This window comes from Planococcus sp. PAMC 21323 (assembly GCF_000785555.1).
Lineage (GTDB): Bacteria > Bacillota > Bacilli > Bacillales_A > Planococcaceae > Planococcus.
Genome location: NZ_CP009129.1, coordinates 2,517,283 through 2,532,906 on the forward strand (window position 1 = coordinate 2,517,283; position 15,624 = coordinate 2,532,906).

At 40.9% G+C, this 15,624-nt stretch carries 19 protein-coding genes; 7 read left to right on the forward strand and 12 right to left on the reverse strand.

Annotated features, from left to right (window positions below):
- Nucleotides 1-114 precede the first annotated feature (114 nt).
- The 4 genes from PLANO_RS12415 to PLANO_RS12430 form a co-directional block, all read right to left on the reverse strand.
- Nucleotides 115-612, reverse strand: coding sequence for an antibiotic biosynthesis monooxygenase family protein (locus PLANO_RS12415; RefSeq protein ID WP_038704757.1), 498 nt, complete (start codon nt 610-612; stop codon nt 115-117).
- Nucleotides 613-1,015: 403 nt separating this feature from the next.
- The gene (gene speB / locus PLANO_RS12420; protein ID WP_038704758.1) at nt 1,016-1,888 is read right to left on the reverse strand and encodes an agmatinase; all 873 of its coding nucleotides are present in this window, start codon (nt 1,886-1,888) and stop codon (nt 1,016-1,018) included.
- A 3-nt stretch (nt 1,889-1,891) separates the two neighbouring features.
- A complete protein-coding gene (gene speE / locus PLANO_RS12425; RefSeq protein WP_038704759.1) occupies nt 1,892-2,725 on the reverse strand; it encodes a spermidine synthase in 834 nt (277 codons plus the stop codon).
- A gap of 398 nt (nt 2,726-3,123) precedes the next feature.
- Nucleotides 3,124-3,639, reverse strand: a complete 516-nt coding sequence (locus PLANO_RS12430; RefSeq protein ID WP_038704760.1) for a YwhD family protein — start codon at nt 3,637-3,639, stop codon at nt 3,124-3,126.
- Nucleotides 3,640-3,701: 62 nt separating this feature from the next.
- Here PLANO_RS12430 and PLANO_RS12435 point away from each other — a divergent pair, with 62 nt between their 5' ends.
- Complete coding sequence (locus tag PLANO_RS12435; protein ID WP_038704761.1) at nt 3,702-3,887, forward strand: 2-hydroxymuconate tautomerase; 186 nt, start codon at nt 3,702-3,704, stop codon at nt 3,885-3,887.
- Nucleotides 3,888-4,072: 185 nt separating this feature from the next.
- Here PLANO_RS12435 and PLANO_RS12440 read toward each other — a convergent pair whose 3' ends face one another.
- The 3 genes from PLANO_RS12440 to PLANO_RS12450 are packed head-to-tail and all read right to left on the reverse strand — an operon-like array spanning nt 4,073 to nt 6,747.
- Entirely contained in the window at nt 4,073-4,567 is a 495-nt protein-coding gene (locus tag PLANO_RS12440) for a YwgA family protein (RefSeq protein WP_038704762.1), read from the reverse strand.
- Nucleotides 4,568-5,872 carry an HD domain-containing protein gene (locus PLANO_RS12445; protein ID WP_038704763.1) on the reverse strand — a complete coding sequence of 435 codons (1,305 nt, stop codon included), beginning with the start codon at nt 5,870-5,872 and terminating at the stop codon, nt 4,568-4,570.
- A gap of 53 nt (nt 5,873-5,925) precedes the next feature.
- Nucleotides 5,926-6,747 carry an octanoyl-[GcvH]:protein N-octanoyltransferase gene (locus PLANO_RS12450; RefSeq protein ID WP_038704764.1) on the reverse strand — a complete coding sequence of 274 codons (822 nt, stop codon included), beginning with the start codon at nt 6,745-6,747 and terminating at the stop codon, nt 5,926-5,928.
- Between the two features lie 175 nt (nt 6,748-6,922).
- Between PLANO_RS12450 and hemQ the strand changes: the two genes are divergently transcribed.
- Entirely contained in the window at nt 6,923-7,672 is a 750-nt protein-coding gene (gene hemQ, locus PLANO_RS12455; RefSeq protein WP_038704765.1) for a hydrogen peroxide-dependent heme synthase, read from the forward strand.
- Between the two features lie 479 nt (nt 7,673-8,151).
- On the opposite strand, the gene PLANO_RS12460 is transcribed toward hemQ, so the two are convergent.
- The 4 genes from PLANO_RS12460 to PLANO_RS12475 are packed head-to-tail and all read right to left on the reverse strand — an operon-like array spanning nt 8,152 to nt 10,276.
- Entirely contained in the window at nt 8,152-8,529 is a 378-nt protein-coding gene (locus PLANO_RS12460; RefSeq protein ID WP_038704766.1) for a DUF423 domain-containing protein, read from the reverse strand.
- A 20-nt stretch (nt 8,530-8,549) separates the two neighbouring features.
- Nucleotides 8,550-8,816, reverse strand: a complete 267-nt coding sequence (locus PLANO_RS12465; RefSeq protein WP_038704767.1) for a YwdI family protein — start codon at nt 8,814-8,816, stop codon at nt 8,550-8,552.
- A gap of 60 nt (nt 8,817-8,876) precedes the next feature.
- The gene (locus tag PLANO_RS12470) at nt 8,877-9,551 is read right to left on the reverse strand and encodes a uracil-DNA glycosylase (protein ID WP_038704768.1); all 675 of its coding nucleotides are present in this window, start codon (nt 9,549-9,551) and stop codon (nt 8,877-8,879) included.
- Between the two features lie 5 nt (nt 9,552-9,556).
- Entirely contained in the window at nt 9,557-10,276 is a 720-nt protein-coding gene (locus PLANO_RS12475) for a DUF4230 domain-containing protein (protein WP_038704769.1), read from the reverse strand.
- Nucleotides 10,277-10,346: 70 nt separating this feature from the next.
- Here PLANO_RS12475 and PLANO_RS12480 point away from each other — a divergent pair, with 70 nt between their 5' ends.
- The 5 genes from PLANO_RS12480 (at nt 10,347) to PLANO_RS12500 (ending at nt 14,207) form a co-directional block, all read left to right on the forward strand.
- Nucleotides 10,347-10,601, forward strand: a complete 255-nt coding sequence (locus PLANO_RS12480; protein WP_038704770.1) for a hypothetical protein — start codon at nt 10,347-10,349, stop codon at nt 10,599-10,601.
- Between the two features lie 58 nt (nt 10,602-10,659).
- A complete protein-coding gene (thiD, locus tag PLANO_RS12485; RefSeq protein ID WP_038704771.1) occupies nt 10,660-11,493 on the forward strand; it encodes a bifunctional hydroxymethylpyrimidine kinase/phosphomethylpyrimidine kinase in 834 nt (277 codons plus the stop codon).
- Nucleotides 11,494-11,644: 151 nt separating this feature from the next.
- Nucleotides 11,645-11,995 carry a YojF family protein gene (locus PLANO_RS12490; protein WP_038704772.1) on the forward strand — a complete coding sequence of 117 codons (351 nt, stop codon included), beginning with the start codon at nt 11,645-11,647 and terminating at the stop codon, nt 11,993-11,995.
- Nucleotides 11,996-12,010: 15 nt separating this feature from the next.
- Nucleotides 12,011-12,700: a bacillithiol biosynthesis deacetylase BshB2 gene (gene bshB2 / locus PLANO_RS12495; protein WP_038704773.1), complete on the forward strand. Its 690-nt coding sequence runs from the start codon at nt 12,011-12,013 to the stop codon at nt 12,698-12,700.
- A 154-nt stretch (nt 12,701-12,854) separates the two neighbouring features.
- Nucleotides 12,855-14,207, forward strand: a complete 1,353-nt coding sequence (locus PLANO_RS12500) for a YjiH family protein (protein WP_038704774.1) — start codon at nt 12,855-12,857, stop codon at nt 14,205-14,207.
- A gap of 54 nt (nt 14,208-14,261) precedes the next feature.
- Here PLANO_RS12500 and PLANO_RS12505 read toward each other — a convergent pair whose 3' ends face one another.
- Nucleotides 14,262-15,206: an L-threonine 3-dehydrogenase gene (locus PLANO_RS12505; RefSeq protein WP_038704775.1), complete on the reverse strand. Its 945-nt coding sequence runs from the start codon at nt 15,204-15,206 to the stop codon at nt 14,262-14,264.
- Nucleotides 15,207-15,624 lie beyond the last annotated feature (418 nt).

Genomic DNA, 15,624 nt, shown 5'->3' on the forward strand with positions numbered 1-15,624 from the left:
ATATCTCTTATTGCCTATTACTAAACGCATACTTAAAATCCTGCTTAGGTAAGACGAAAAAAGCCTCCTAATAAAGGAGACCATTTTATAACTTGCTTGAGGGCAGTGTTGTATTTACTTCGTATAACTGGTCACAAAAGAAGAACGAGGGAAAATATTTGGACGTTTATCGATGCCTTCTTTAGTCCCGCGTTTTGCGTGCGCATGTCCATAGGCTTGAGACTGTTGCCAATCAATGAATGCTTGTTTGTCATCCCATAACGTGAGGATAATGTAAACATCCGAATCAAGTGGTCGCAATACACGAATTGCTGCGAATCCTGGTTCTTTTTCTACCATGCCCGCTCTATTTTGAAAACGTGATTCAAAAAGCTCACGACCTTCGTCTGTAACGGGAATATTGTTAAATACCGCGTAGTAACCATCAGCAAAATCCCCTACCGCATTCAATACTTCATACGCTTCAGAGGCTTTTAATCCTGGACCTCCGTCTGTTTCATAAAGCAGTACAGCTTCGTCAGTGTTTTTCAAGAGAGTCAGCTGCGCATTCGACAAACTTTCTACTAAGGCTTCAGCTTGATCTTGTGGACCTGTCCATTTATACAATTGCATCGTCAGCACCTCTTTCAGCTAGCTCGTTTCTATAATCTTATCGTTTTTAGAGAGAAGATTCTAATTTCAGGATTTAGCGAAAAAAAGTCGGACTGGATTTCCCAGACCGACTTTTAAAGATTTTAGGTGTTTAATAAAATACGCATCCGCTTTTCTTATTGTCTAGCTCCAGCGGCCAGATTCTAGGGTCGTAAGTCACTCTAGCTGTGCGGCTGGAAATACGCCGCTTCGCCAGAGCGTCTTACGCCCGTCGAATCTACACGGCCGCTGCCGCTTTTCTTATTGTCTAGCTCCAACGGCCAGATTCTAGGGTCGTAAGTCACTCTAGCTGTGCGGCTGGAAATACGCCGCTTCGCCAGAGCGTCTTACGCCCGTCGAATCTACACGGCCGCTGCCGCTTTTCTTATTTAATCCACCCTAATATCATTTCGCGCATTAGCTTGCTTGCTGTGTTTGCCGTTTGATCGGAATGATCGTAAACGGGTGCTAGTTCAACAAGGTCAAACCCAACAACGTTAACGCCTGACGCTGCAATTGCATGAATAGATGCAAGTAGTTCGCGAGACGTGATACCGCCTGCATCGACTGTGCCAGTGCCTGGTGCATGTGCAGGGTCTAATACATCCATATCAATTGTCACGTAAACGTTACGCCCTTCAAGCGTTGGCAGTACTTCTTTTAACGGCTCAAGCACTTCAAATTTTGAAATGTGCATGCCGTTTTCTTTAGCCCAGTCGAATTCTTCTTTCATTCCTGAACGAATCCCGAATGAATAAACATTCTCTGGTCCAATGTGATCTGCGATTTTGCGGATCGGTGTCGAATGCGAATATTCTTCACCTTCATAGTTTTCACGAAGGTCTGTGTGCGCATCAAAGTGAATGATTGCCAGGTCGTCGTATTTGCTCGCGACTGCTTTCATTACAGGTAATGACACTAAATGCTCGCCACCCATACCCATTGGAATTTTTTCGTCGGCTAAAAGTGTGTGTACATACGTTTCGATTTCCGTTAAGCTTTTTTCCGGATTACCGAATGGCAAAGGAATATCGCCTGCATCAAAAAACAGCACGTCTCCTAGTTCGCGGTCAAGGTACGGGCTATATTCTTCTAGCCCAATTGAAACCTCGCGAATTTTGTTCGGGCCAAAACGAGATCCTGGACGGTAACTAACTGTCCAGTCCATCGGCATGCCGTAAAGAACGGCTTTTGATTCTTCGTAATTCGGATGGCTTTTGATAAATACTTTTCCTGAATATGTTTCATCAAATCTCATTTTTTATTCTCCTGTTAAGTCTTTCACGAATTTCGGTAAAACAAACGCAGCGTTGTGCAACTCTGGCGTGTAGTATTTCGTGTCGACTTCATGGAAACGTTCTGCTGGTACTTCTAATGGGTTATACTTTTTCGAACCAATTGTGAACGCCCACAAACCGCTTGGGTATGTTGGGATGTTCGCCAAATACAAGTTCGTGATAGGGAAGATTTCTTTTACATCACTTTGAACTTGCTTGATCAAATCTGCTTTAAACCATGGGTTATCCGATTGCGCGACAAAAATACCGTCTTCTTTTAATGCTTTTGAAATCCCTGCATAAAAGCCTTTAGAAAATAAGTTTACAGCCGGTCCGACAGGTTCTGTTGAATCTACCATAATTACGTCGTATTCGTTGTCTGATTCAGCAATGTGCATGAATCCGTCTCCAACGATTACTTCTACGCGTGAATCTTCTAAGCCTGACGCAATGCTAGGTAAGAATTTTTTCGAGTACTCGATTACTTTTCCATCAATATCGACAAGTGTCGCTTTTTTAACAGACGGGTGCTTTAAAATCTCACGGATTACGCCGCCATCACCACCGCCAACTACTAATACGTTTTCTGGGTTCGGGTGTGTAAACAATGGAACGTGCGCAACCATTTCATGATAAACAAATTCGTCTTTTTCAGAAGTCATGACCATGCCGTCTAAAAACAGCATGTTGCCCCATTCTGCTGTTTCTGCCATTTCAAGATATTGAAAATCTGTTTGTTCTGTATGAAGGGTTTTATTGATTTTCATCGTAATCCCAAAGTTTTCTGTTTGCTTTTCTGTATACCAAAATCCTGCCATCTATAATCAAACTCCTTTTCATTCTGAATAAAATCCACTTAAAAAAGTATAAGTGTTTTCGAAAAAAGTGCAATATTTATTTCATACTCTTCTTTACCCGCTCAATACCGCATTACACTAAAAATAAAAAGGTTTTCTGTACAGGGAATCTTTCCCTTCACAGAAAACCTTTTTAAATCCTGATGGTGCGGAGCAAGAGACATGAGGCATTGGGCTTGGGTTTTATCGCAATGGCTCATGGCACTCGCTCGCTATCAGGTGTCCTAGCTTTCTATTGAAAAGCTGTAGTTCTAGTGTACTGCCTTTTATAAACAACTTCAACCGTACGGTAGACGCAATTTTAAATGTCACAATCTGTTCAATAAAGCATTTTTTTATTAGACAAAAACATTTATTTATTAGCGACCCAAATCTTGATGAAGTTGTTCTGTGCTATTGTTCCACATTTCTGCATTATGCGATGCTAAATAGTCAGCCAGTACGCGTTTTGATGGCTCATCCATTTGGTCCACAAGAATTTTACGTTTCATTGACTTGTCCATGCGGTTTACATGGTCAGCTAAAATTTTATAACCTCGACGTTTTTCACGATTAACGACCATTTCACACGCTGCAACTCCGGCGTAATAAGGGCCCACTGGATTAAAATCAATAGTAATCCACACAAGCCAGTAATCTTTACCGCCTGCCGAATCTTCGCGATTAGTCGTAAACTTAATCCCACGCTCGACTTCACTGCGAGCATGCATGGCACCAATATCAATAAAAGCTTCTTGCTCTTCTACGTCAATAAATAAGGGAGAAACGTTCTCCAAAGATAAAGACCCAATGCCGTATCCTTTATGACCGTCCGTCGGATCGTTTTTTATAATGGTAAATCCTACTTTTTGTTTTGATTTTTCTTCGTTCGCCATTGTCTGAATCCTCCGTTCTGCTATGATGATAGTATTCTTAAGAAAAAGGAGCTGCATCCATTATGCCATACGTTACTGTAAAAATGCTTGAAGGGCGCACAGAAGATCAAAAACGCGCACTAGTCGAAAAAGTATCTGAAGCTGTTTCTGAAACAACCGGTGCACCAATCGAGAACGTAACGGTCTTTATCGAAGATATGAAAAAAACAGATTACGGCACAAAAGGAAAACTCTTTAGCGATCAATAAAGAAAAGTGAAAGTGCCTGTTCAGCTCCGACAGGCATAAGACAGACCGGCAGTGTGGAGCTCTTTGCCACACAGTTGGGTTGGCTTATGTCCCGAGGAGCTAGGCACTTGCAACTGGACAATTAGAAAAGTGAAAGTGCCTGTTCTTCATTCAATACCCGAAAAACTCCCGTAACGGGAGTTTTTTTAAGTCCTTAATTCTTTAATAAAAGTAAAAGCTTCATCAATTTCTTCTGCAGTAAAGTTTAACTTACCTTTAACGACATGCAACTTATCGATTTGTTCTTGACGGGTTAAATGATCGAAATAAAGAAGTGTCGCAGTCAATTCCAAAAATCGACCACTTTTAGCATTAAGTTTTTCTGCGGTAAGTGGGGTATCTAAAATAGACTCTCCCAAAACTTTACGGAATTCCTGGCCTTCATCTGTCACGCTATATTTATATTGTACATATGAACCTTTGTCTTCTAATGCCTCTGATAAAAACCCCATGTCGCATAATTCTTCTACTCGAGCTGTTAATTCTTCTGAATACGGTCCATAAATATGAAACTCAAACTTTTCTTGGAATGGCATGTCTAGTTTCTTCATTATGTAAATCATTTTCTGCAATTTTTTGCGGCCGGTTACGCCTTCCGCTGTGGCAATAAAGTCCACGATTTTTGCGTGTCCCTGGAGCAACTATACCCCTCCTTCTCGAAGCATTCCCAAAATCTGCTGCTTGATAGCTGTTTTCTTGCCATCAATTAATAACTCAGCTGGAAAATACAATTTATAATCCGTTCTGCGTTTACCGGAAATGGCATCTACAATTTGAGACAAACGTGATAGTTCTTTAATATCTCCGTTTGGCATCAATAAATGAATTGGCAAACGTTCTTCTTCTTCTCCCGGTCGGTAAAAATCATATGGCAAGTCAGACGTGGAGTCATCGATTAAATAATATTCCGGATTGATGCCGGCAGAACGGAACAGTTCGGCCAATTCTCCAAGTTTTTTATAGTCTTTGCCTGGATCAAAATCGACATACTGGAACAAACGTCGATTTACAAAGCGGTCGCAAAGATCCGCTAAAATTGGATCGCGTTCGGTCATCCATAATTGGAAATAGGTCATTAAAACGCCTTCGTCTAACGCCAAATACTCTTTCAACGTAAAGCTCTGATCAAAAAACGATAGGAAATGAGTAGGTGGCTGTTCAAACTTATAGCCAGTTGCACTCAGTTCTTTTGCGCGTTGAAGAATTTTACGCAAAATCACTTCCGCACTACGAGCAACCGGGTGGAAATACACTTGCCAATACATTTGGTATCGACTCATGATGTAATCTTCAACGGCGTGCATACCGCTCGACTTAATAACAACTTGATCATCTAGTGGGCGCATCACACGAAGAATCCGCTCCATATCAAAATGGCCATAAGAAACCCCGGTATAATAAGCATCTCGTTGAAGGTAATCCATACGATCTGCATCTATTTGGCTGGAAATTAATGAAACGACTTGTTTATTTGAGTAGGTTTTCGCAATCACTTCCGCCACTTTTGTCGGAAAATCTGGAGAGACTTTTTGAAGGATTTCATTAACTTCCGTGTCTCCAAGTAAAATTTTCCGAGTATACTCCTCGTGGTCAAGCTCAAAAACTTTTTCAAATGAATGCGAAAATGGACCATGCCCTAAATCATGCAAAAGTGCTGCACTTAACACAACAAGACGCTCGCTTTCATCCCATTCTGGACGACCATGAAAAATATCATCCGAAATTCGGCGTACAATTTCGTACACACCAAGTGAGTGATTAAAACGACTATGTTCCGCGCCGTGGAAGACTAAATAAGAGGTGCCCAATTGCTTAATTCTGCGCAAACGCTGAACTTCACGCGAGTTGATTAAATCCCAAATCACTTGGTCGCGGACGTGGATATATCGGTGAACTGGATCTTTAAAGACTTTTTCTTCAGCTAATTTTTGTGTGGCGTAGCTCACTTGCGCACCTCCGTTTTTTCATGTAACAGCTATTCTACACTAGGGTCTTGCTCTTATTCAAGAGGACGTTCTAGCATTTTTCGGTTGCGTTCGACGACACGATTTAAATAAAACCCGTATAACTCTGTCTCGTCGGGTTGCAACGACATCGGTGCAGGTGCTCCCATTAAATCATGAAGGTCGATTACCACTTCTTGAACCGTAATTTTTCTACCGAGCAATTCACTGAGCGATGCCATCGTTTCAGGTTTTATTTCTGGGTAAGCGAATTTGGTTTCTTCTTCTTGAAGTCCTGCATCGTAAAAGTCGCGAATGATTTCAGCGCGTTCTGCACCACTGCCTTCAACGCATAAATACACTTGTACCGCAATTCCGCGGCGAATCCGACGTTGTGAAATGCCTGCGAATTTTCGTCCATTAATACTCAGGTCATAAGAACCCGGGCAATAAGAGCCAACAATTTCATATGCTTCTATAGTAGCTTCCGGAAAAAGTTCGCGCACTAAATCGAGCATTAAGTCGTAGCCTGCTGAGATATCGATGGCATTGTCTTTTTCCGATAGGACGAGCGAAATGTTTAAAACACCGGCATCTAGTACAACTGCTAGACCTCCAGAGTTCCTGACAATCGGCGTAAAGCCGTGCTCTTTTAATACATCCATCCCTTTTTCAATATGAGGCAAACGATGATCTTGTATACCTAACACTACTGTATCGTCATGAACCCATGTCCGAACGGTTGGCGCGCTTTTCCCCGATCCTACCAACTCGCATAATGTGTCGTCCGCTGCAAATGATTCAAGTGCAGAACGACTTTTCGCGCTTAACGATTGATCCCAAAAACGCCAAGCTGTTTCTCTAAAAAATAACGGCATGCCCACTTCTCCTCTTTTTACAATTCCTTAGCTCTAGTTTACCCTTTAAGTAAGCTGCTGAAAAGCCGTGTGCGCTATGTCGAATTCGTGACAGGCAGTAGTTTTAAAGGAAGTTAGATGCTTGTTGTGCTAAACTGAAAAGCGAGAGATTTATATTAAAAGGAGTGTTTGAATAATGAATGAAGCAGCAATTACATTAGACGGCTGGTACGTTCTCCATGATTTCCGCTCAATGGACTGGGTTTCGTGGAAAATGCTAACGGACGAAGAACGCCAATTTGCGATCGACGAATTCCAAGCATTCATGGACAAAATCAACCAAGCCGATGAAAATAAAACCGGTGCACATGCATTGTATTCAATTGTTGGCCAAAAAGCTGATTTGATGCTAATGATGTTGCGTGAAACAATGGATGAATTGAACGAACTGGAAACTGAATATAATAAGCTGACGTTAATCGCTTATACGGTTCCTACGTATTCGTACGTTTCAGTAGTCGAGCTTTCTAATTATCTAGCAGGCCAATCGGATGAAGATCCTTACCAAAATCCTCATGTCCGTTCGCGTCTATACCCTGAACTTCAACGTTCACAGTATATTTGCTTCTATCCAATGGACAAACGTCGCGATGGCGATGACAACTGGTACATGTTGCCAATGGATACGCGCAAAGAGTTGATGCTATCTCACGGTAAAATTGGCCGTGGCTATGCGGGCAAAGTAAAACAGATTATTTCTGGATCTGTCGGCTTTGACGATTACGAGTGGGGCGTTACTTTATTCGCAGACGACGTTCTTCAATTCAAGAAGTTGATTTACGAAATGCGTTTTGACGAAGTGAGCGCACGTTACGCAGAATTCGGTTCATTCTATGTAGGTACACGCCTAGATGCTGAACGTACTGCTAAGTTTTTAGAAGTTTAATTGATTCGAGTCGCCTTTTTGGCGGCTTTTTTTGTTGGAATTTTTGATGACTGCATTTCGCGATGAGATTTCCAACTGATCCTTATGAACTTATTCCAATTATTTGGATATACTGTCGAGTTGTGATGAAATACTGTCCGTTTCGCGACAAATACTGTCGGAATCACACCGGATACTGTCCGAATTTGAAAAATACTGTCCAAATGCTAAATACCAAAAAAAAAGGGCAATTCGCACGATGCGAATTGCCCACTGAAACACTAAAATCCCATCTCAACATGAGATCTCTATCAAACTCCTATGAATTTATTCCAATTATTTGGATATACTGTCCAGATGTGATGAAATACTGTCCGTTTCGCGACAAATACTGTCGGAATCACACCGGATACTGTTCGAATTTGAAAAATACTGACCAAATGCTAAATACCAAAAAAAAAGGGCAATTCGCACGATGCGGATTGCCCACTCAAACCTACTTACAATGCTTTTACTGCAGCCATGATCACCATTACCCATGCAGCGATAAATGCTACGCCGCCAATTGGCGTAATGGCACCAAGAATGCCGATGCCTGTCAAGCTTAATACGTATAAGCTTCCTGAGAAAATAACAATTCCCGCAAGCATTAAATAACCGGCCCAATTTAATGACCCAAGCGAACCGAGTAGTGATGAGCTCATCAAGATGGCAACCACCATCAAGCCAATCGAGTGAAACATTTGATATTGAACTGCGGTTTGCCATGTATCTAAATATTTATCTGCCACGCGACCTTCTAAAAGGTGTGCGCCAAATGCGCCGAATGCGACAGATAATAGAGCGTTAACCGCTCCAGCAATTAAGAAAAACTTCATAGTCTGTTTCCTCTTTCCATTTAAAATTCAAACAGTGAATCACCATTTGAGTCTTCTTCTTTCAGCTTGTTTACTGCAGATACTGTCTGCACTTGCGGCTGAGGGGAAGAAAGCGGCACGGCACGTGGTGCTTGAATATCGCTCATTGGTTGATCGTCTTCTAACAATAAATCACATAATGCACGAATTGCAGCAACCGAGTCACGAGCTTTTGCCACATCGCCGCTACGGGCACGTGAAGTATGTTTATCGATTTCATTTAAAATCCGCATAGTGTCGATGGCCATGATACAGCCCCCTCTCCGTTTTTGATTTACTTCCAGTTTAACACGCCACTGTTCTACAGGTCAGTCTAAACAGAAATCGATTGGCGCTTGGCCGCGACTTTGTAACAGACTGTTCACTTTTGAATACGGACGACTGCCAAAAAATCCGCGATACGCGCTGAGCGGACTTGGATGGGACGCTTCAAGTACATCGTGTTTAGTTATATCAATTAAGCGTTTTTTCGTTTGAGCAGGCTTGCCCCATAAAATGAAAATCACGGGCTCGTCGCGCTCTGACAATTTGCTAATTACGCTATCTGTCAGCGTCTCCCATCCTTTATTGCGATGAGAATGTGCTTCGCCCGCCCTCACTGTTAAAACTGTGTTCAACATTAACAGGCCTTGGTCGGCCCATTTTGTTAACGTACCGTCTATTGGTTGGTCGCAGCCAATATCTTCTTTTAATTCCTTCAATAAATTCCGTAAGCTTGGCGGATGCGGAACTCCCGGTAAAACAGAAAAACTTAAGCCATGCGCTTGGTTTGGTCCGTGATACGGATCTTGTCCAAGGATCACGACTTTTACATCGCGATAGGCAGTATGTTCAAATGCTGTCCAAATGTTTTCCATTGCAGGATAAACCGTTTGCTCAGCATATTCTTTCTTCAAAAACTCGCGCAAATTTACGTAATACGGTTTATCAAATTCTTCACTTAACACTCCTTGCCAGTCGTTATGGAAAATTTGTTTTTTCAACTCGCTCACTCCTTAAATTTAACCGTCACATCGTAGTCGACTAAGCCAAACATTTCTTGAACAGAGCGCACTGCATTTGTTTCTGCAGTTTGAAGTACACCTTGGCCTTCTGTTTCTTCAAGCATCATTTTCTTAGCCTCTTCAGCCAATTCATAAGCTTCCGAAATATCCGTCCTGCTGCGGAACAAACCTTCATAGGAATAGACTTCTACTTGATCCATAAACAATTCAGGACCTCCCAAAAATTCCGCGGGTGGCAAAGTTAATATTGCTGTTTTTGCTTCCTCATCTACCACAATATCTCCTTCTGATACTTTAGAAAAATTAATTCCGGCGCGTACTGAACCTGGAATGACCACTAATAACTGGCGTTTTGTGCCAGGCAAATCAAGTCCGATCTCTTTCCCAAATAACGCATTATCTTCCCGTTCAATAATTACTTTTGAAAAAGCTTCAGCTGTTGACAGTTCATTGAGTTCTTGGATTTGCTCTAAAAAAACACCTTTACTCTCAGTGGCCGTGCTGCCTTGAATCAGCCAAAAAGTACCGAGTGGCAATGCTACTAATAAGAGCAACAAAATTGTAATTAAAACTAAAAATGTATTACGCCAAACTCCCATTAATAATTTAACGCTTTTCCAGAAGCCGGATTCTTTTGTTTCTCCCTGTTCTTTCATTTCTTCTAATAAACGCTCGATCTCTGTCAACTTTGGATCTTTCGCCATGTTTTCCCCTACTTTCATATATTTTATTCAGCTCGGCTTCATGGTACGATTGCTTAAAGGAGCGATGATGATGGCCGATTGGCGCGGAAAGATAACTAGTGTTTCAAAAACGAAAGGCACAACAGCTCCAGAAAGCGCAAAACGCGCAGGACTCGGTTGTCTTGGCCTTATTATTGCAGTTGTTTCCATTCTAACATTACTTATTACGATTGGCCTTTTCAAAAGTGGCTTTGTATTAATGGGCAGTTTTGCAACGCTATTTTTACTTATTTGCAGTGCTACTACTGTTTTACTTCTCATGCCTCATAAGCAAAATCCGTTGTAAATGCCCGATTTTTTGTTAAAATAGTTGCAAAGACATTCCAATTAGAGGAGCAAACCTAATGACACTCAAAAAAACCTTAACCATCGCTGGATCTGACACTTCTGGTGGTGCTGGTATACAAGCAGATTTGAAAACGTTTCAAGAACATGGCACATATGGCATGAACGCATTAACGGTAATTGTGACAATGGATCCTGAAAACGGTTGGAGTCACGGCATTCACCCGATTGCTTTAGATACATTAGATGCTCAGTTGAAAACAGCATTTTCGACAGGCATTGACGCTTTGAAAACGGGCATGTTGCCAACTGTCGACATTATCGAAATGGCCGGAAAAGCAATTGCTGACTCTGGCATTCGGGATGTTGTGATCGATCCGGTAATGGCATGTAAAGGCGAAAATGAAGTCTTGTTCCCTGAAAATGTAGATGCGATGATTAAATATTTATTGCCAAACGCGAAAGTCGTTACACCGAATTTAGTGGAAGCAGGACAATTATCTGGTCAAGGTGCATTGCAAACTGTTGAAGATATGCAAGCTGCTGCTGAAAAAATTCATGCACATGGGGTTGAATTTGTAGTAATCAAAGGCGGCAAACAATTAAAGCATGAAAAAGCGGCAGATTTACTATTCGATGGCAAAACACATTATTTATTAACTTCAGAAAAAACAGATACAACTTATAACCACGGTGCAGGCTGTACGTTTGCTGCAGCAATCACTGCTAACTTGGCAAATGGTCAATCTGTTAAAGACGCTGTACTAAACGCAAAGATTTTCGTTGCTACAGCAATTCAACACGGCTGGAAATTAAATGAGTATGTGGGTCCCGTTATGCACGGTGCCGCATCGAAATTTACAAAAGCTGAAGTTGAAGTGACTACATTATAAAATAAGGAAGGTCACAGGAGGCCAATTCATTGCCTCCTGTGACCTTTTTTATGAGAATTTTTTGCTTGGCCAATCTCTTAGAGCAAGCTAATCGCATTCTCTCGCGCATTTCCCTATACTAATAGAATAATGATTTAATAGGAGGAACATCATGGAATTAGTTGAAGTAAAAAAATTGCAAGTTCAGTTAGATGCATTTGCAGGCAAAGATGTTTACCTTCATTTGGAAACGACAAATGGCTCTTATGCATCACATTTTAACGAAGGCTTTTTCAATGCCGGTGCATTTATTCGAAACGTTGTGATTAATTACGAACTCGGAAAAGTTGTCGGTGACAGCCCACACCGTGTTGGATTGAAATTACCACATGGTTGGGTTTATGCTCAAGGCATCACACATTACGAATTAGATGAAGACGGTCGGCTATTACTTGCTGGACACGCCGGAGACGGAAAACTAGCGGTTGCGCTCGAAATTAGCGAAACACCGTTTAGTTATTAAAGGAGGAAAATGATAATGACAATTCAACCAGAACGTCATGTGTTGGTCGTCTTTCCTCACCCAGATGATGAAGCGTTTGGGGTTTCCGGAACGATCACGACACATATTCAACAAGGCACTCCCGTAACATACGCATGTTTAACACTTGGCGAAATGGGCCGCAACCTAGGAAATCCACCATTCGCTACAAGAGAATCTTTACCAGCAGTTCGCAAAAAGGAACTTCTAGCTTCTGCAGAGGCAATGGGATTAACGGACCTTCGGATGATGGGCTTGCGTGATAAAACCATCGAATTTGAAGACGATGAAAAAATGGTTGGCATGATGACGGATTTAATCCAAGAATTAAATCCATCGAAAATCATAACGTTCTACCCTGGCTTTGCCGTTCACCCAGATCACGAAGCGACAGCTCGTGCAGTTGTTCGCGCAGTCCGTCGAATGAAAGATCGTCCTACTCTTCACGGGGTAGCTTTTGCTAACGACACATTGGAAAAGTTGGGCAAGCCGGATGTTGTTTATAATATTAGTGAAGTACGTACACAAAAAATGAATTCGATGAAAGCTCATATTTCTCAAACTGCTTGGATGCTTGAAGAAATGGAACATAAACTTCAGCAAGGTGATACAGAAACTGAAAACTGGCTAACGCAAGAGCGTTTTTATCATTATCGCTGGGACGAAGATTTCGAAAAATCCTTTTAAAATGACCCCTCAACTTTTTTTTAGTTGGGGGGTGTTTTTTTTTGTCGTTTTCAGATAATATAAACATTGGCGATAAAGCGTTTTCACGGGGAAAAACGCTGTATAATCAGTTATTATCGCGTGTATTCATGCAAAGAGAAAAGGGGAATTATTTATGCAAAAGTATTCAACTTCAACATGGTTATTGTTCTTGATTCCTTCTTTACTCGGAATCCTATTGTTCTTAGTACCAGTCCCAACTGAAGACGGTTGGTTGGTAACCATTGCAGTGCTCGCAAACATCATGGCCGGAGCTATCGAATCCATTGTACCGTGGATTATGATGGGTATTTTAATCGTGGCCGCATTAGGATCATTGCTCTTTGTCACGAAAAAAGTAAACGAAACCGAATATGTTTCATTTTTTGACAAGCTTTTTAACGTCAATCTCTTCTGGACTTTCGTTCGAGTGCTAGGTGCTGTTTTCTCGATTATGGTCTTATTCCAAATCGGTCCAGAGCCTGTATGGAATGAATATACTGGTGGACTTCTTCTTTCAGGAGATGGATTACTTTCTTTCCTTTTCACTATTTTCTTCTTTGCTGGACTTTTCCTTCCACTACTAATGAACTTTGGTTTACTTGAGTTTTTCGGTACGATGATGGTAAAAATTATGCGTCCGCTTTTCCGTTTGCCTGGTCGTTCATCTATTGATGCACTAGCTTCGTGGGTTGGAGATGGCACTATCGGCGTACTACTTACTAGTAAACAATATGAAGCCAATAAATACACACAACGTGAAGCAGCTATTATTGGAACGACTTTCTCAGTTGTTTCTATTACATTTGCGATTGTGGTAATTCAAGAAATCGGTCTTGGAACGTACTTCCTTCCGTATTATGCAACTGTTATTTTAGCGGGCGTAATTTTGGCATTAATCATGCCACGTATTTATCCTCTTAAAAACAAGCCAACTACTTTTATGGATGGTTCGCCACAGGAATCTCAAACAGAAGATGTTCCTAAAGGTTATAATATTGCGACACACGGACTTGAGAAAGCATTATCAAAGGCGGAAGACAACCGCTCAGTGAGCAAATTCTTCCAAGATGGTTTTAAAAACGTCTTAGATATGTGGATTGGTGTTGCACCCGTTGTTATGGCATTTGGTACAGTTGCATTGATTTTGGCTGAATACACACCTGTGTTCTCCATACTTGGCACGCCATTTGTTCCATACTTGAACTTATTAGGTGTTCCTGAAGCGGCTGAAGCAGCTCAATTAATGGTCGTTGGATTTGCAGATATGTTCTTACCAGCGATTCTTGGCGCAGACATCGAATCTGAAATGACTCGTTTCGTTGTTGCTACTATGTCTGTTACACAATTAATTTACATGTCTGAAGTTGGTGGATTATTACTTGGATCTAAAATTCCTGTAAACATTTTGGATTTAGTTGTGATCTTCTTGCTTCGCACAGTCATTGCGTTACCGATTGTTGTCGGTGTTGCACATCTATTGTTTTAATCTACATAAAATGCCATCCGCAAATTGCGGATGGCATTTTTTAATTAGGATTTATTAAACTAATTGAAGCTTTTTTTTTAATTTTTCGAGCATATCGACTGTCATTGCATCTAGGTCGTATGAAGTTTTAAAGCCCCATTCTGCTTTAGCAGCAGATGCATCAATATTGTCTGGCCAGCTATTAGCAATTTCCTGTCTCACAGGATCAACTTCGTAAGACATTTTAAATTCTGGAATATGCTTTTGGATAGAGGCTGCAATTTCTTCAGGCGTGAAACTCATTGCCGTTACGTTAAATGCATTACGGTGAATTAATTGGTCTGGGTCAGCTTCCATCAAGTCGACAATCGCTTGCAACGCATCTGGCATATACATCATGTCCATCGCTGTACCTTCTGCAATATAAGACGTATAGCTGCCTTTTTCAATTGCTTGATAATAAATATCGACTGCATAATCAGTTGTACCGCCACCTGGCTGCGCTACGTTTGAAATTAATCCTGGGAAACGAACGCCACGTGTATCGACTCCGAATTTGGTGTAGTAATAGTCACATAATAATTCTCCAGCAACTTTATTGACACCATACATCGTCGTTGGACGTTGCAATGTATCTTGTGGTGTATCTTTTTTAGGTGTTGAAGGACCGAACGCCCCAATAGAACTAGGCGTGAAAAATTGCATGCCAAGTTTACGAGATGCTTCAAGTGCATTGACAAGACCACCCATATTTAGATTCCAAGCAAGCAAAGGTTTTTCTTCAGCAGTTGCTGATAATAACGCTGCCATGTGGACCATTGTATCTGCGCCAAAGTCTTCTGCTAAATCATGCATTCTTTGCGCATCTGTTACATCTAAAATTTCAAAAGGTCCTGATTGATCATTAGATTGACGAATATCCGTTGCTAATACGTTCTCATTTCCATATATGCCGCGTAATTTCCCGACAAGTTCTGACCCTATTTGTCCTAGAGCACCTGTAACCATAATTCGTTCCATTTTCAACACTCCTTTTCCAAGAAAACATTTGTCCGTCCTAAAAACACAAAAATAACTATGTAAACCTTGTTGTTTTAAGCTTTAATATAAAGACATTATAAGTTGTTCTCTTTAAAAACACAAATATTTTATTTAGAAAAAGTACTTTAATTGATTATTAAAGAAGTTGAGCACAGGTTTAACTCTCTTTAAATTAAAAATAACTTTTTTCTGTTTAAGCTGTTTGAGAGTTATCGAATTGCGTGCTATAATAAATCAGCTTTAAGATTACTAGTGCTTTTTTTAGTAAGCGTCATTTTTTTTGGTTATTAAACCAACTAAACAAGTTGGTAATGTAAGCTATCGTCTTTACTTTGGCGATTTATTATCTGGTAATAAAGAGTACAACAAAAAAATTAAAAGAAATGAGGAGATTTTT

Excerpts from the sequence above, each read along its gene's own strand:
- PLANO_RS12415 (WP_038704757.1), bottom strand. The coding sequence starts at position 612 with ATGCAATTGTATAAATGGACAGGTCCACAAGATCAAGCTGAAGCCTTA.
- speB (WP_038704758.1), bottom strand. The coding sequence starts at position 1,888 with ATGAGATTTGATGAAACATATTCAGGAAAAGTATTTATCAAAAGCCAT.
- speE (WP_038704759.1), bottom strand. The coding sequence starts at position 2,725 with ATGGCAGGATTTTGGTATACAGAAAAGCAAACAGAAAACTTTGGGATT.
- PLANO_RS12430 (WP_038704760.1), bottom strand. The coding sequence starts at position 3,639 with ATGGCGAACGAAGAAAAATCAAAACAAAAAGTAGGATTTACCATTATA.
- PLANO_RS12435 (WP_038704761.1), top strand. The coding sequence starts at position 3,702 with ATGCCATACGTTACTGTAAAAATGCTTGAAGGGCGCACAGAAGATCAA.
- PLANO_RS12450 (WP_038704764.1), bottom strand. The coding sequence starts at position 6,747 with ATGCCGTTATTTTTTAGAGAAACAGCTTGGCGTTTTTGGGATCAATCG.
- hemQ (WP_038704765.1), top strand. The coding sequence starts at position 6,923 with ATGAATGAAGCAGCAATTACATTAGACGGCTGGTACGTTCTCCATGAT.
- PLANO_RS12460 (WP_038704766.1), bottom strand. The coding sequence starts at position 8,529 with ATGAAGTTTTTCTTAATTGCTGGAGCGGTTAACGCTCTATTATCTGTC.
- PLANO_RS12465 (WP_038704767.1), bottom strand. The coding sequence starts at position 8,816 with ATGGCCATCGACACTATGCGGATTTTAAATGAAATCGATAAACATACT.
- PLANO_RS12475 (WP_038704769.1), bottom strand. The coding sequence starts at position 10,276 with ATGGCGAAAGATCCAAAGTTGACAGAGATCGAGCGTTTATTAGAAGAA.
- PLANO_RS12480 (WP_038704770.1), top strand. The coding sequence starts at position 10,347 with ATGGCCGATTGGCGCGGAAAGATAACTAGTGTTTCAAAAACGAAAGGC.
- thiD (WP_038704771.1), top strand. The coding sequence starts at position 10,660 with ATGACACTCAAAAAAACCTTAACCATCGCTGGATCTGACACTTCTGGT.
- PLANO_RS12490 (WP_038704772.1), top strand. The coding sequence starts at position 11,645 with ATGGAATTAGTTGAAGTAAAAAAATTGCAAGTTCAGTTAGATGCATTT.
- bshB2 (WP_038704773.1), top strand. The coding sequence starts at position 12,011 with ATGACAATTCAACCAGAACGTCATGTGTTGGTCGTCTTTCCTCACCCA.
- PLANO_RS12500 (WP_038704774.1), top strand. The coding sequence starts at position 12,855 with ATGCAAAAGTATTCAACTTCAACATGGTTATTGTTCTTGATTCCTTCT.
- PLANO_RS12505 (WP_038704775.1), bottom strand. The coding sequence starts at position 15,206 with ATGGAACGAATTATGGTTACAGGTGCTCTAGGACAAATAGGGTCAGAA.